Source organism: Rugamonas violacea (assembly GCF_016461825.1).
Lineage (GTDB): Bacteria > Pseudomonadota > Gammaproteobacteria > Burkholderiales > Burkholderiaceae_D > Rugamonas.
On record NZ_JAEMNU010000037.1, the window covers coordinates 175,373 to 191,044 of the forward strand.

At 62.5% G+C, this 15,672-nt stretch carries 13 protein-coding genes; 11 read left to right on the plus strand and 2 right to left on the minus strand.

The window, feature by feature from the left end:
• Positions 1 to 21: 21 nt before the first annotated feature.
• Positions 22 to 819, minus strand: coding sequence for a DeoR/GlpR family DNA-binding transcription regulator (locus tag H7U20_RS08350; protein WP_199519126.1), 798 nt, complete (start codon positions 817 to 819; stop codon positions 22 to 24).
• A gap of 347 nt (positions 820 to 1,166) precedes the next feature.
• On the opposite strand from H7U20_RS08350, the gene H7U20_RS08355 reads away from it, so the two are divergent.
• Entirely contained in the window at positions 1,167 to 2,942 is a 1,776-nt protein-coding gene (locus tag H7U20_RS08355) for a MutS-related protein (protein WP_199519127.1), read from the plus strand.
• Between the two features lie 188 nt (positions 2,943 to 3,130).
• Here H7U20_RS08355 and H7U20_RS08360 read toward each other — a convergent pair whose 3' ends face one another.
• The gene (locus tag H7U20_RS08360) at positions 3,131 to 5,221 is read right to left on the minus strand and encodes a phosphoethanolamine transferase (protein WP_233410583.1); all 2,091 of its coding nucleotides are present in this window, start codon (positions 5,219 to 5,221) and stop codon (positions 3,131 to 3,133) included.
• Positions 5,222 to 5,536: 315 nt separating this feature from the next.
• Here H7U20_RS08360 and rpsL point away from each other — a divergent pair, with 315 nt between their 5' ends.
• The 10 genes from rpsL to H7U20_RS08410 all read left to right on the plus strand — a co-directional run bounded on the left by rpsL (position 5,537) and on the right by H7U20_RS08410 (position 15,639).
• Positions 5,537 to 5,920: a 30S ribosomal protein S12 gene (rpsL, locus tag H7U20_RS08365; protein WP_025603541.1), complete on the plus strand. Its 384-nt coding sequence runs from the start codon at positions 5,537 to 5,539 to the stop codon at positions 5,918 to 5,920.
• 147 nt (positions 5,921 to 6,067) lie between these two features.
• On the plus strand, positions 6,068 to 6,538 hold the full coding sequence (gene rpsG / locus H7U20_RS08370) for a 30S ribosomal protein S7 (protein ID WP_093390887.1): 471 nt from the start codon (positions 6,068 to 6,070) through the stop codon (positions 6,536 to 6,538).
• 111 nt (positions 6,539 to 6,649) lie between these two features.
• On the plus strand, positions 6,650 to 8,755 hold the full coding sequence (fusA, locus tag H7U20_RS08375) for an elongation factor G (RefSeq protein ID WP_199519128.1): 2,106 nt from the start codon (positions 6,650 to 6,652) through the stop codon (positions 8,753 to 8,755).
• Positions 8,756 to 8,827: 72 nt separating this feature from the next.
• Positions 8,828 to 10,018, plus strand: coding sequence for an elongation factor Tu (tuf, locus tag H7U20_RS08380; protein ID WP_199519072.1), 1,191 nt, complete (start codon positions 8,828 to 8,830; stop codon positions 10,016 to 10,018).
• A gap of 188 nt (positions 10,019 to 10,206) precedes the next feature.
• Positions 10,207 to 10,524, plus strand: coding sequence for a 30S ribosomal protein S10 (gene rpsJ / locus H7U20_RS08385; RefSeq protein WP_038497056.1), 318 nt, complete (start codon positions 10,207 to 10,209; stop codon positions 10,522 to 10,524).
• Between the two features lie 342 nt (positions 10,525 to 10,866).
• Entirely contained in the window at positions 10,867 to 13,620 is a 2,754-nt protein-coding gene (locus H7U20_RS08390; protein WP_233410584.1) for a TonB-dependent receptor plug domain-containing protein, read from the plus strand.
• 413 nt (positions 13,621 to 14,033) lie between these two features.
• On the plus strand, positions 14,034 to 14,429 hold the full coding sequence (locus tag H7U20_RS08395) for a glutaredoxin family protein (protein ID WP_199519130.1): 396 nt from the start codon (positions 14,034 to 14,036) through the stop codon (positions 14,427 to 14,429).
• A gap of 104 nt (positions 14,430 to 14,533) precedes the next feature.
• Entirely contained in the window at positions 14,534 to 14,731 is a 198-nt protein-coding gene (locus H7U20_RS08400; protein ID WP_199519131.1) for a hypothetical protein, read from the plus strand.
• 58 nt (positions 14,732 to 14,789) lie between these two features.
• Positions 14,790 to 14,990, plus strand: a complete 201-nt coding sequence (locus tag H7U20_RS08405) for a hypothetical protein (RefSeq protein WP_199519132.1) — start codon at positions 14,790 to 14,792, stop codon at positions 14,988 to 14,990.
• A gap of 253 nt (positions 14,991 to 15,243) precedes the next feature.
• Complete coding sequence (locus tag H7U20_RS08410) at positions 15,244 to 15,639, plus strand: glutaredoxin family protein (RefSeq protein ID WP_199519133.1); 396 nt, start codon at positions 15,244 to 15,246, stop codon at positions 15,637 to 15,639.
• Positions 15,640 to 15,672 lie beyond the last annotated feature (33 nt).

The following is a 15,672-nucleotide window of genomic DNA, read 5'->3' on the forward strand; positions in this document are numbered from 1 at the left end:
TTTCGGTGGAGGTGCGGGGGATCAGGCGGCGTCGGCCACCCGCACCTGGGTCGCCTCGCCGTAGAAGCTGGCCAGGCGTGCCGGGTCGGCGTCGTGTTCGACCAGCAGATAGGCGATCTGGCGCATCGCCGCCACGTCGTAGGGCGCGCCGGTGCCGATCTTTTCGTTGGTGACGGCCACCGCGACGGCGTCGCTGGCGGCCACGGCGGCTTGCTTGAACTCGGCCTCCTCGAGGCTGAAGCCGCCGATGCCGCGTCGCGCGTCGACCGAGCAGGCGCCGAGGAAGCACAGGTCGGCGCGCAGGGCGGCGACATCGCGCACGGCGCGCGCGCCCAGGCTGGCGCCGGAGCGCCAATCGACCTGGCCGCCGATGACGATCAGCCCGATGCCCCGGCGCGGCGCCAGCAGCGCGGCGATGGCCGGTGAATTGGTCGCCACGCTCAGTCCCAGATTGTCCGGCAATAGCTCGGCGATGGCGCCGTTGGTGGAGCCGGCGTCGATCAGCAGCAGTTGGCCCTGGCGCAGCAGGGGCAGGGCGGCGGCGGCCAGCGCCAGTTTGCGCGGGCGCGCCTGCTCTTGTCGCTGCACCAGCGGACCGGAGGCCGGCGACAGCGGCAGTACGCCGCCGTAGACGCGTTCGCACAGGCCGGCGGCGGCCAGCTCGCGCATGTCGCGCCGCACGGTGTCTTCGGAGATGCCGAACTCGCGCGCAAGCTCGGCGGCCAGCACGCGGCCGCCGCCGGCCAAGCGCTCGACGATCAGGCGTTGGCGTTCTTCGGGCAGGCGGACGGCGCTGATGGACGTGATGGAGGCGGACATGGTGAAAAGAAACGTGCAAATGGATGAATGTAATTGTGCATCAACGTGCATGAACATGCAAGTCCGACTCAACCTGGTCCAACCCGGCCCGGCCCGGCCCAATCCGGCCCAATCCGGCCCAATCCGGCCCGGCTTGGCCAAGCCAAGCCAAGCCAAGCCAAGCCAAGCCAAGCCAAGCCAAGCCAAGCCAAGCCAAGCCAAGGCCGGGCCTGGCTGTTGTGGCAGGCGGGTTGGGAGCTGATTTCTTGCTCGGTTTTCCGGTCCGGCTTTTGGTATGTTTCTTAGTCGCACTTGTTTATGTGGCAAGCGGTATCATCTTGACCCCACCGCACCACCATGGAACCCGCATGAATTCCTTGCCACGTTGGCGACACTCCTTGGGCGCCGCCGCCGGCCGCCTGATCGCGCTGCTGACGCCGGCCGGCCCGCCGCCGGCCGACTATCCCTTCACCACCCACGACGTCGGCCTGTACCACCGCACCGTTTCGGCGACAGTGGCCGGCGCGGTCGACGAGCAGACTTGGCAGGAGATGCTGCTCGAACAGTACAGCGCCCGGCTGGCGCCGGCCACCAGCATCATCGGCCAGCAGATCCTGCACCAGCGCTTGCGCGGCGTGGCCGACGATGGCGCAGGTGCCGAGGATGGCGATGGCGATGGCGGCGCGGCGCGGCGGCGCGCGCTGAGTCAGGACGCGGCGCGCCAGGCCCGCCTGCAGCAATGTTGCGAGGGTCTGAGGCAAGCAGATGTCGAGATCAGTCAACAATTGTTTGGTCCGCCGGGCCGGCCGGCGCCGCGCTGGAGCGGCATGTTGCCTTGGCTGCCGTTGAGCTTCCTGCTGCTGGTGGGCGGCGGCCTGCTCAGCGGTTGGATGATGTTGTGGCTGGGCGCCGTTTTGGTCTGGCTGCTGCTGCTCGGCGTGCAGATGCGTTTCAGCGACGAGATCGAGCAGTGGGAGCGCAAGCTGCGCACCATGCAGCAGCTGCTGCGTAGCCACGTCTTGCTGGCGCGGCTGGACGATCCGTTCACGGTCGTACTGCGCGACGGCGCCGCGCGCGCCGGCAAAATCAACCGCGCCATCACCCGCTCGCCGCTCGACAACCTGCCCGGCGTGCGCGAATACAGCGACTGGCTGTGGTTGAAGAACGTGCGCCATTACTTCGCCAGCCGCGACACGGTGCTGCTGCATCTGGACTTCCTGCGCCAAAGCTTCCTGCTGGTGGGCCGGCTGGAGGCCGACCTGGCGCTGGCGCGCCACTTGGCCGCCACGCCGCAGCACTGCTGGATCGAGCCTGCCCCGGCGGCGGCAAGCGCGTCCGAGGGGCTGTCGTCGGCCATTGCGCCGGCCGCCGCAAGTGCCGCCGCAAGTGCCACCGCAAGCGCCACCGCAAGCGCCGCCGCAAGCGCCGCCGCGAGTCCGGCGGCGGCCGTTCCGGCGCCGCCGCGCCTGCGCTTCGAGCAGGTGGTGCATCCCCTGCTCGAACGCGCCGCGCCGCTCGACTTCGCGCTGGACGGCCGGGGCGCCTTCATCTCCGGCCAGAACGGCATCGGCAAGAGCACGCTGCTGCGCACGGTCGGCTTGAATTTGATCGTCGCGCGCGCCTTCGGCTTTTGCTACGCGCGCTCGGCCAGCGCGCCGGCGCTGCCGGTCTACTCCAGCATGCAGGGCGAGGACGCGCTGAGCAGCGGCGAGAGCCTGTACATCGCCGAGTTGCGCCGCGCCCGTGAGCTGCTGGCGCTGGCCGAGCGCGGCCCGGGCCTGTTCATCATCGACGAGATCTTCCGTGGCACCAATCACATCGAATCGATCTCGGCGGCGGCCGCCGTGCTGCACTCGCTGGCCGCGTCCGGGCTGGTGATCGTCTCCTCGCACAACCTGGTGCTGGCGCCGCTGCTGGCCGATTGTCTGACGCCGCTGTGCGTCAGCGCGCCCGACGGCGACCAGTCACGCCTGCGCATCGCGCCCGGCGTACTGGCCGAGACCAACGGCATCGCCCTGTTGCGCGCGCGCGGCTTCGGCGCCGAGATCGACGCCAAGGCCAGGCGCGTGTTTGATTGGTTGAATGAGTATTTGGCTGAGCCGCAGGACTGCGGCCAGGTGCTGCGGCAGAGGGCGGCGGCCTAGCGCACCGCTCAGTCAAAGCGTCGGCGGCTTTAGAGCGCCCCCAAGGCAGACGCCAGGGTCAGACCCGGCGGGTCTGACCCTAGATTCACGCCGCTGGGTTTTCTTAATTCAGCTGCATTCGGGCGGAGCATGACGTTCTCTCATATGACAACGAGCCCCTCCGCCACCGAGCGCCCGGCGGGGTGGCCTTACTTCTCCTGCTTGAGCGGCTTGCTCTTGTCGATCACTTCGCGGCAGTCGCCCTTGATGGTGGCGTTGTCGTAGTTGGTCCAGCCGTAGCTGTCGACGTAGCGCTTGTGCTGCTTGAACTGCTTGTTGACGAAGCTCCATTCCGGCCGCTCGCCGTCGTAGTCGATGTCGCCCAGGTCGAGCAGGGTGTGGAACACGTTCTCCGTCGCCAGCCTGGCCTTGCGGTGGCGCAGCAGCTGCTTGACCTTGTCCGGATAGTGCTCGCGGTACTGGTCGGAATACCAGACCAGCGCCGGCACGTGGAACTCGAACTGCGTGTTGTGGCCGTGGAAGGCCAGGTTGCAGCTGCCGTCGTACAGCGTCTGGCCGTGGTCGGCCACGTACATCATCGAGGCCAGCTGGCCGCTGTCCTTCAACTGGCCGATCACCTGTGACAGGAACCAGTCGGTGTAGAGGATCGAGCTGTCGTAGCTGTTGTTCAGTTGCGGCTTGATCTTGGTGTCGGTGTAGACCGGCTTGTCGACGCCGTACAGCGAGGGTTGCCACTTGTCGAAGGCCTGCGGATAGCGCTGGCTGTAGTTCCAGTGGCTGCCCAGCGAGTGCAGCACGATCAGCTTCTTCGGCGCCGGATCGGCCAGCGCGTTCTTCAATGGGTCGAGCAGGATCTGGTCGAAGTTGGAGTTGTTAGTGAAGCCGCCCAGGTTGAGGAACTGGATCACGTCGGCCTCCTTGGCGAACACCGACACCGGCGTGTCGAACTGGCCGAAGGAGATCTGGTTCGACAGCCAGTAGGTCTTGAAGCCGGCCTCCTTGTAGGCGGTCAGGAAGGATTTTTCCGAGAAGCCGTCCTTCAGGCTCTGCATCGACGGCTTGCGCGAGATCATCACCGGCACCGACAGCCGCGTCGCCGACACGGCGGTGATCACGTCGGGCAGCGTCACCAGGTTGGCTTCGCGCTTGAGCAGGGGATTGGTCTCGCGGGCGTAGCCGTTCAGGCTCCAGCGGTCGTAGCGCGACGATTCGCCGATCACCATCACCACCAGCTCGGGGTCGCGGTTGGCCTGCGGCTGGTGGGCCTTGAAGGTGAAGCTGCTGCTGCGCTGGCCCAGCTCGGCCAGATAGCGGCGCTCTTTATAGAAGTCGACGCCGCGCACCATCAGGCCGAACGGCCAGGCGGAGCCGATCGCTTCGAACTCGATCGGCGAGCGCACCCACCACGGCAGCGGCGCCAGCTTCCAGCCGGTGCGGTGCGCCGCCGCGATGGCGACGTGCTGCGGGCTGCTGTCCTCGACGGCGTCCTCCTCGCCTTCGTCGGCCTCGTCGCCGGCCTCGTCGCCGAAGCCGGAGGCGGCCACGCTGACGGCGGCCGATGGCGATGCCGATGCCGGTGCCGAAGTCGAAGTCGAAGTCGAAGTCGAAGTCGAGGCCAGTGCCGTGCCGCCGCCGACAGCCGCGCCGGAGTTCAAGCTGGCGTTGCCGCCCGCGGCGGTGCTGCCAGCCGGAGCCGGGCTCGCGGTGGGCGCCGCCAGGCTGGCCGCGTGCGCCGCGCCGGCGCCGTGGCCGCCGCCGGCCGGCTTGGCGCGGATGCCGAACTCCCAGCCGTAGGTCCACAAGCCGCCCAGCAGCAACAGCGCCGCCAGCACGGCCCAGCGGCTGCGGCCGCGCCATTCCAGCGCGCGGCAGCGCAGCGCGGCCCAGCCGGTCAGCAGCCACCAGAGGCAGACGCCGAACATCACGCCGCCCATCAGCCAGACTTTCTGGCCGAGGAACTCCAGCGCCTCTTTCGGGCTGGTTTCGGCGATGATGCCCAGGTGGTGGGTGGAGATGCCCTGGCCGTAGAAGACGAACAGATACAGCTCGGTCGGCGCGGCCAGGAAGGCCGGCAGCAGCAGCCAGTGGAACCAGGCCGGGCGCTGCAGCACGGCCCACACGGCCAGCCACGCCAGCAGCTCGACGGCGGCGATCTGGCCGCCGCGCTCGACCGCGCGGCCGAGCAGCAGCGGCACCCAGGGCAGGAGGCTGAGCAGCAGGTAGCTGGCGAGCAGGAACAGGGGGGCGGGGCGCAGCAGCGGCCGGAGTGAAACGCGCATAGAATCGGAGGTGGCAAAAATGTCTGCTATTATCTGTGCTTTCCTGGGGCGACAGTTAGCTTTTGCGGACCCCGCGCAACACTCCTCGGCCGTGGCGCCAGCCGCCGGCCGCCGCGAAATAGATTGACTGCAAGCTGGTCCACGTCTATACTTGCGAGTTCTCCATTTATTCTGCACATCGTATACGCTCTTTGTGGCCGCTCCAACGTGAGTGGCTGCCCGCGCCTCTACCGTGCATAGGAAATCGAGACTAGGTTTCAGTCCCCGGACATCCGTCCGGGTTATTAACGTTGTAATTTTGTTGGATTTAGAACGATGCCAACCATCAATCAACTGATTCGCAATCCACGTGTCGCTTTGACCGTGAAGAGCAAATCGCCGGCGCTGGAAAACAGCCCGCAAAAACGTGGCGTTTGCACCCGTGTGTACACCACCACCCCTAAAAAGCCTAACTCGGCGCTGCGTAAAGTAGCCAAGGTTCGCCTGACCAACGGTTTCGAAGTCATTTCGTACATCGGCGGCGAAGGCCACAACCTGCAAGAGCACAGCGTTGTTCTGCTGCGCGGCGGTCGTGTTAAGGATTTGCCGGGTGTGCGTTACCACATGGTTCGCGGTGCACTGGATACCCAGGGCGTCAAAGACCGTAAGCAAGCTCGCTCGAAATACGGTACCAAGCGCGCTAAGGCTGGTAAGAAGTAATCGAGTTGTAAACCCAAGTTTCGCTCAGTGGCAGTAGGCTAAGTGAATGTAGTCGACCGCATCTGGTCGAGTAAGTGGGGGGCTATGATGGCCGTCCGCGAGAGTGCGAATAAGACGCACCTCAACTGAAGATTGAAAGGAATTGATATGCCACGTCGTCGTGAAGTACCCAAGCGCGAAATTTTGCCAGATCCAAAATTCGGCAACACTGATGTCGCTAAATTTGTAAACGTGCTGATGCTGTCCGGTAAAAAATCGGTCGCAGAAAACATCATCTACGGTGCTTTCGAGCACATCGCTGCTAAATCGGGCAAGGATCCGCTCGAAGTGTTCGCTACCGCGATCAGCAACGCCAAACCGCTGGTTGAGGTGAAATCCCGTCGCGTCGGTGGTGCAAACTACCAGGTGCCGGTCGAAGTTCGCCCAGTCCGTCGTATGGCTCTGTCGATGCGTTGGTTGCGCGAAGCCGCGAACAAGCGTAGCGAAAAATCCATGCCACAGCGTCTCGGTGGCGAGCTGATGGAAGCGGCCGAAGGCCGTGGCGGCGCAATGAAAAAGCGTGATGAAGTGCACCGCATGGCTGAAGCGAACAAGGCGTTCTCGCACTTCCGCTTCTAATAAAATCGGCCGGGTTCTTCGGGACCCGGCTGTTATCTGTTGTTCGAGGCCGGGCTCATTTTGTCAAAAAATGCTGCTCGGTTTTGTCCATTAAAAGATTTAGGATTAATTATGGCCCGCAAGACCCCCATTGAGCGCTACCGCAATATCGGTATTTCCGCTCACATCGATGCAGGTAAGACGACCACCACCGAGCGCGTTCTGTTCTACACGGGCGTGAACCACAAGATCGGTGAAGTCCACGATGGCGCCGCCACGATGGACTGGATGGAGCAGGAACAAGAGCGCGGTATCACGATCACCTCCGCGGCGACCACCTGCTTCTGGAAAGGGATGGCTAACAACTTCCCTGAGCACCACATCAACATCATCGACACCCCGGGCCACGTCGACTTCACCATTGAAGTCGAACGCTCGATGCGCGTGCTCGACGGCGCTTGCATGGTTTACTGCGCAGTGGGCGGTGTTCAGCCACAGTCGGAAACCGTATGGCGTCAGGCCAACAAGTACAAAGTGCCGCGTCTGGCCTTCGTCAACAAGATGGACCGCACCGGCGCGAACTTCTTCAAAGTTTACGAGCAGATGCGTGCCCGCCTGAAGGCGAACCCGATTCCCCTGCAGATCCCGATCGGCGCCGAAGAGAACTTCCTCGGCGTGGTCGATCTGGTCAAGATGAAGGCGATCTATTGGGACGACGCGTCCCAGGGCATGAAGTTCGACTACCGCGACATTCCTGCCGAGCTGACCGAGCTGGCCGCCGAGTGGCGCCTGAAAATGGTCGAAGCCGCCGCCGAGTCGAGCGACGAGCTGATGAACAAGTACCTGGAAGAAGGCGATCTGAGCGAAGCCGAGATCAAGGCCGCCATCCGTGCCCGTACCCTGGCGTCGGAAATCGTCCCAATGATGTGCGGTACCGCCTTCAAGAACAAGGGCGTCCAAGCCATGCTGGACGGCGTGATCGAGTACCTGCCATCGCCGGTCGACATCAAGCCGGTGCAAGGTATGGATGAGGACGACCAGCCGACCAGCCGTAAAGCTGAAGACACCGAGAAATTCTCGGCGCTGGCCTTCAAGATCATGACCGACCCGTTCGTCGGCCAGCTGATCTTCTTCCGCGTCTACTCCGGCAGCATCAAGTCGGGCGACACCGTCTACAATCCGATCAAGAACAAGAAAGAACGTCTTGGCCGTATTCTGCAGATGCACGCCAACCAGCGCGAAGAGATCAAAGAAGTGCACGCCGGCGACATCGCCGCCGCGGTTGGTCTGAAAGATGCGACCACCGGCGAAACCCTGTGCGATCCATCGTCGATCATCACGCTGGAAAAAATGGTCTTCCCTGAGCCGGTGATTCAACAGGCCGTCGAACCTAAGACCAAGGTCGACCAGGAAAAAATGGGCCTGGCGCTGAACCGCCTGGCACAGGAAGATCCTTCGTTCCGCGTCAAGACCGATGAAGAATCGGGCCAGACCATCATCGGTGGTATGGGCGAGTTGCACCTGGAAATTATCGTTGACCGCATGAAGCGCGAATTCGGCGTCGAAGCGACCGTCGGCAAGCCACAAGTGGCCTACCGCGAAACGATCCGCAAGGTGTGCGAAGAGTCCGAAGGCAAGTTCGTCAAGCAATCCGGTGGTCGTGGCCAGTACGGTCACGTGGTTCTGAAAATCGAACCGCAAGAACCGGGCAAGGGCTTCGAATTCGTTGACGCCATCAAAGGCGGCACGGTTCCACGCGAATACATCCCGGCGGTTGAAAAGGGTGTGCGCGGCACGCTGAACACCGGCGTGTTGGCCGGCTACCCAGTGGTCGACGTCAAGGTCACGCTGTTCTTCGGTTCGTACCACGATGTGGACTCGAACGAAAACGCGTTCCAGATGGCCGCTTCGATGGCCTTCAAAGACGGTTGCCGCAAAGCGTCGCCAGTCATTCTGGAGCCGATGATGGCTGTGGAAGTGGAAACGCCGGAAGACTACGCCGGTACCGTGATGGGCGATCTGTCGTCCCGCCGCGGTATGGTGCAGGGCATGGACGAGATCCCAGGCGGCGGTGGCAAGATCATCAAAGCCGAAGTGCCACTGTCCGAAATGTTCGGTTACTCGACCTCGCTGCGTTCCGCAACGCAGGGCCGCGCGACCTACACGATGGAATTCAAGCACTACTCGGAAGCGCCTAAGCACGTCACCGACGCAATCGTTACCGCGAAAGCTAAGTAATTTTTGTATTTTTGCGGGCCGCGGAACATCTCCCGGCCCGCATATTTAAATCATGTTCTAAGGAAGAATAAAATGGCAAAAGGTAAATTCGAACGGACCAAGCCGCACGTCAACGTCGGCACCATCGGCCACGTCGACCACGGTAAAACCACCCTGACCGCTGCGATCGCAACGGTGCTGTCGAAGAAATTCGGCGGCGAAGCTAAAGCATACGACCAGATCGATGCGGCTCCGGAAGAAAAAGCGCGCGGCATCACCATCAACACCGCCCACGTCGAGTACGAAACGGCTGCCCGTCACTACGCGCACGTTGACTGCCCAGGCCACGCCGATTACATCAAAAACATGATCACCGGCGCGGCACAGATGGACGGCGCGATCCTGGTTTGCTCCGCAGCTGACGGCCCAATGCCACAGACCCGCGAGCACATCCTGCTGGCCCGCCAAGTTGGCGTTCCATACATCATCGTGTTCCTGAACAAGTGCGACCTGGTCGACGACGCGGAACTGCTGGAACTGGTCGAAATGGAAGTGCGCGAGTTGTTGTCGAAATACGACTTCCCAGGCGACGACCTGCCGATCGTCAAAGGTTCGGCCCGTATGGCGCTGGACGGCGACACCGGCCCAATGGGCGAGCAAGCCATCATGCAACTGGCCGACGCGCTCGATTCGTACATCCCTACGCCAGAGCGCGCTGTTGACGGCGCCTTCCTGATGCCAGTGGAAGACGTGTTCTCGATCTCGGGTCGCGGCACCGTGGTTACCGGTCGTATCGAACGCGGCATCATCAAAGTCGGCGAAGAAATCGAAATCGTCGGCATCACCGACACCGTCAAAACCATCTGCACCGGCGTGGAAATGTTCCGCAAGCTGCTGGACCAGGGTATGGCTGGCGACAACGTCGGTCTGCTGCTGCGCGGCACCAAGCGTGAAGATGTTCAGCGTGGTCAAGTTCTGGCCAAGCCGGGTTCGATCAAGCCGCACAACCATTTCACCGGCGAGATCTATGTGCTGTCGAAAGACGAAGGCGGTCGTCACACCCCGTTCTTCAACAACTATCGTCCACAGTTCTACTTCCGTACCACCGACGTGACCGGTTCGATCGAACTGCCAGCGGACAAAGAAATGGTCATGCCAGGCGATAACGTGTCGATCACCGTCAAGCTGATCAACCCGATCGCGATGGAAGAAGGCCTGCGCTTCGCTATCCGCGAAGGCGGTCGTACCGTCGGCGCCGGCGTTGTTGCTAAAATCATTGCTTAATTCTTGAATTTTAAGAGTTAGCGATAGATGAAAAGGGCGGGGCCGCTTGCGGCGCTGCCCTTTTTTATCGGGCTGCCGAGAACGGCAAGCATTTTGGTGCTATCATGTCGTCCCTAGCAGTATCAAGGTAGTTTTTTTACTTATTGCCGCGCGCCAGCCGCCGCGGTTCGTTCTTTTAAGGAAATACCATGTCGACCCCAAATCAAAAAATCCGTATCCGTCTGAAAGCTTTCGACTACAAGCTGATCGACCAATCCGCTCTGGAAATCGTCGAAACCGCCAAGCGCACCGGCGCCGTGGTCAAGGGTCCAGTACCCCTGCCAACCCGCATCCAGCGTTTCGACGTTCTGCGTTCGCCACACGTCAACAAGACTTCGCGCGACCAGTTCGAGATCCGCACCCACCAGCGTCTGATGGACATCGTTGATCCTACCGACAAGACCGTTGACGCGCTGATGAAGCTGGACCTGCCAGCTGGCGTTGATGTCGAAATCAAACTGCAATAATCGTAGCTGAAGCGGCGGGGTGTCCCGCCGCTTCAAGAAGGGGCCGGGCCGGTTCGCATCGCGAACCCGCCCGGCCCCTTTGTCATGGCGCCGCCGAGGCGCCCTCTTTGTGCCAAAAAGCAACAAAAATTCCCCCGGAGTCGGGAATTTCGCTTCCGCCACGAGGAAAATCTTTTATTTTCGGTAACGATGTGAGAAATTCGACGGTTGCGTGAAAAGCCAGGCCACTTTTACAACAGAAGCCGTTGGCGAACGCGCGGAACTTTATGAAAAACTCACCCGGGAGTCGTTTTGAGTCATTTACCTGTTTTGAAGAAAAGTGCCATCGCACTGGCATTGACATTGGCGTTTTCGCCTTACGCCTCGGCGCAGCAAGCGGCCGCCGGCGACGAAAAAATCCAACGTGTCGAAATCACCGGCAGTAGCATCAAGCGCACCTCCACGGAGGCGGCCGCCTCGGTCCAGGTCCTGAGCCGCGCCGACATCGAGCGTACCGGCGAGCGCACCGCGCTGGGCATCCTGATGTCGTCGAGCGCCATCACCACCGACATCAGTTCGGCCTCGGCCGGCTCCGGCGGCTTCGCCACCGGCTCGTCCGGCGTCGCCATGCGCGACCTGGGCAAGGTCGCCACGCTGGTGCTGGTCAACGGCCGCCGCATCGCCCCCTACGGCCTGTCCGACGGCGCGCAACAGAATTTCACCAACCTCGACGCCATCGCCGCCGAGGCCATCGAGCGCATCGAGATCCTGAAGGACGGCGCCTCCGCCATCTACGGTTCCGACGCCATCGCCGGCGTCATCAACATCATCCTGCGCAAGAACTTCGAGGGCGGCAAGGTCTCGGTCAACTACGAGGCCACCGACGGCTTCCAGGACCGCCGCAACCGCAGCGCCTCGGCCATCTACGGCTACGGCGACATCGACAAGCAGGGCTTCAACACCTATGTGACCTTCGAAGGCTACAAGCGCGACGGTTACTCCACCGGCGAGATGGCCGGCCGCTACCCGGACTGGTACCGCAAGACGCCGACCCACTCGACCTGGGACGCGAAGAGCGGCTACTCGCCGACCGGCAACTACTTCCGCAGCAGCACCAACATCGTCGCCGCGCCGGGCTGCCCGGCCGATCAGGTCGACCCGGCCGACAAGCAGTGCAAATTCGACGTCATTCCGTACACCGGCCTGACCACGAACAACAAGCGCTATGCCGCCGTCAGCAGCACCCATTTCAAAATCGGCAAGGACATCGACGCCAATTTCGAGATCACCACCGCCGGCGCCACCAACGAGTACCTGGTCGCGCCGCTGCACACCAACCTGGGCGTCGCCACCTCGACCAGCAACATCTGGTACAACACCGTCGGCGGCAAGATGGTCGGCCCGTTCTTCTATCCGAAACTGCCGGTCGGCCATCCGAACAATCCCTACAGCACCCCGACCGAGTTCCGCGCCCGCCTGATGGACACCGGCAACGGCTTCAACTTCAACCGCACCGAGTCGGATCAAACCCGCGCCATGCTGGCCTTGAGCGGCTCGGTCGGCGACTTCGACTGGAAATCGGCGGCCGGCTACATGACCTCGTCGGCCACCAAGTCGACCCGCGCCGCCAGCGCCAAGGGCTACACCGACGCGATCATCAACGGCACCTACAAGTTCGGCCAGCAAAACGATCCGGCCCTGCTGGAATCGATGTTCCCGGTCCGCGTCACCTCCGGCAAGTCGACCATCTCCTTCTTCGACGCCACCGTCACGGGCGAAGTGGCGCAACTGCCGGCCGGTCCGCTGAGCATCGCCGTGGGCACCGACCTGCGTCGCGAAGCCTACGAAATGAAGAGCTCGGACAACGTGCTCAACGGCGAGCTGGTCGGCATCTTCGGCCTGCAGGTGAAGGACCGCGTCAGCCACTACGCCGTGTTCGGCGAAGCCACCATTCCCGTGGTCAAGCGCGTCGAATTGAGCGCCGCCCTGCGCGCCGACAAGACCAGCGGCAGCGAAGCCCACCTTTCGCCGAAGCTGGGCCTGCGCATCAACGCCACCGACTCGCTGTTGTTGCGCGGCACCGCCTCGGGCGGCTTCCGCGCGCCCAACATCGTCGAATCGGGCAACGGCATGGGCCGTAGCTCGATCTCCTCCAAGGTCAACGATCCGCGCCGCTGCCCGATCGCCGCCGCGCTGAACAAGCTGGTGCAGGATTCGCCGAGCGCCACCACCAACGACAAGCAACAGGCCAACACCTACCAAAGTTACGATTGCGATGGCTCGCTGCCGGGCTTCGTCAAGTCGAACCCCGACCTGAAGCCGGAAACCTCGCGTTCCTACACGCTGGGCCTGGTGTTCGAGCCGATGAAGAGCCTGACCTTGGCACTCGACTACTACAACATCGAGCGCAAGAATGAAATCGGCACCCGCACCACCGTCGACATCCTGAAGGGCGAAGCCGCGCTGCCGGCCGGTCAACTGCTGCGCGTCGACAACACCGGCACCGACAACGACTTCCTGGCGCTGGTCAAGAAGTACGCCCCGGGCAACGCCACCAACTTCCAGGGCATCGGCAAGCTGGGCCTGGTGTACAACCCGTATGTCAACTCCGGCAAGACGCGCGCTTCCGGCTTCGACTTCGACGTCACCAGCCGCTTCCCGCTGAAGGACATCGGCGACGTCAAGCTCAAGCTCGAGGGTAACTACGCGCTGAACTACCAGACCTTCAGCGTGGCCGACAACGCCTACAGCCCTAACACCGCCGGCAACTATGAAGGTCTCGCGCGTCTGAAGATGAAGTTGCGCGCTTCCTTGAAAACGGGCGACTTCGACAATGGCGTGACGGTCAACTACACCGGCGGCTATTCCAACAACAGCGAAGATTCGCCAACCTATTGCGTCACGCAAAAGGTCGCCGCGGAAAACATGGCCGCCTGCGAACGTGTGCGCAGCAACACCTCGCTGGACTACAACGTCAGCTACTCGGGTATCAAGAACGTCAAGTTGAGCTTCTACATCAACAACTTGTTGAACCAGGACTCGCCGATCGCCTGGCGTCGTTCGGAGTACTTGCCGCAGTTCCGCACCTTCGCGGCGAATGCCTCCTACTCGTTCTAATCCCCTGCGATTCGAGGGATAAAAAGCCAGGCACGGTGTGCCTGGCTTTTTTTATGCGCGCCCCGCCTGCCACGGCACACCCCATAGCATGATGCAATTTACTATTTATATAAACAATATTATTGTTTTCGTAATATGGATATGTTAGTTTCATGTATGCAGCTTGTGCCAAGCGCAATCGCCTCGCCGAATCGGCTGCTGTTGCAATTGCGCAACTGATATGCATATCTATTTACTAAAAATATATTTAAAGTAATATTGCTGCACGGGCCATGCGCCACCGCGCACGGCCGACGAGGGCAGGGCGCGGCCCGACCGGACCGCGCCCTGGTGTTCCCGCCGTGGCGCGCCGGNNNCCCCCCCCCCCCCCCCCGCCCCGGCGGTTTTACTATCGGAGACAAGGCCGAGTCGACATGTTGATCAAAAAACTCAAACAAACCGTTTCTTATCTGCTTGTGCTGGGCGCCGGTCTGGGCGCCGGCTATGTGGCCGTGCACGCGCCGCAGTGGCTCAAATCGCCCTACACCGAGGGCAACTACGCCGCCTACTTCCCCGACGCCAAGACCCGGGTGGTGGTCTACGGCACCAAGCACTGCCCCTTCTGCGCCAAGACGCGCGACTATCTGCGCGGCCAGAACATCGCCTTCGCCGATTTCGACATCGACGACTCCAGCAAGGCCCGTGAGGAGTTCAAGCGTCTCGACGGCGAGGGTGTGCCGGTGATCCTGATCGGCAACCGCCGTATCGCCGGCTTCAACCAGGCCGCCATCGAGGACGCGCTCAAGCGCACCACCAAGCCCGGCGCCTGAGCCGGCCGCGCCGACGCCAGCCGCATCGGCGATTGCGCACCTCAGTAAGCGCACCGGCAACATCGTTAAGCCCCCTTCGTATCAATCACTTTGGAGAGTTCGCAATGAAAATCAAACCACTCTTGTTCATGTTCGCCCTCGGCCTCGGCAGCGCCACGGTGTACGCCGAAACGCCACGCGACCAATGCAATACCAACTGCTATAAAACCTACGACCGCTGCAATGGGCCGAACTCGGACGGACCTGACCCTCTCTGCATCGAGCAGCTGACCTACTGCCTGGACGCCTGCGACCTCTTGTAATCGAACCCGCGCGCCCGGCCCCGGCGCCGGGCGCTGTTCCATTTTTCGGAGAAACCTGATGACACTGAAACTGGCCCTGTTCGTCTTCGCATTGGGACTGGGCGGCGCGTCGGCCTATGCCGCCTCGCCGCTGAACGAATGCTATTGGAACTGCAACGAGGCCTACCGCGCCTGCGTCGGCAAGCTGGAAACGCCCGAGCCGAACGAACGCTGCGAGGAGTTGCGCTGGAACTGCTACGGCGGTTGCGAGGGCCTGTAGGTCCGCCATCGCCGGCCAGCGGACGTCACTTGCGGTCCGCTAGCAATAAGTAGTAAATGCGCAACTCTTCTGCATATATCTTTACTAAAAGTATTATTTAGGTAATATTGATATGCCGATTTCTCATGAGCAGGCGGAGTCGGCGAGGGCGGGGCGGTTCCCGATCGGAGCGCGTCCCGAGGTTCCCGCCGCAGCGCGCCGCACCGGCGTGCCGCATCGGCGGTCTCACCATCGGAAACAAGGCCGAGTCGACATGTTGATCCAGAAACTGAAGCAAACCGTTGCCTATCTGCTGGTGCTGGGCGCCGGCCTGGGCGCCGGCTACGTGGCCGTCCACGCGCCGCAGTGGCTCAAGTCGCCCTACATCGAGGGTAACTACGCCGCCTACTTCCCCGACGCCAAGACCCGGGTGGTGGTTTACGGCACCAAGCAATGCCCCTTCTGTGCCAAGACGCGCGACTATCTGCGCGGCCAGAACATCGCCTTCGCCGACTTCGACATCAACGACTCCAGCAAGGCCCGCGAGGAGTTCAAGCGCCTCGACGGCGAGGGCGTCCCCGTCATCCTGATCGGCAACCGCCGCATCACCGGCTTCAACCAGGCCGCCATCGACGACGCGCTCAAGCGCGCCGCCAAGCCCGGCGCCTGAGCCGCCAGAACACATCGCAACACCGCTGTGGCG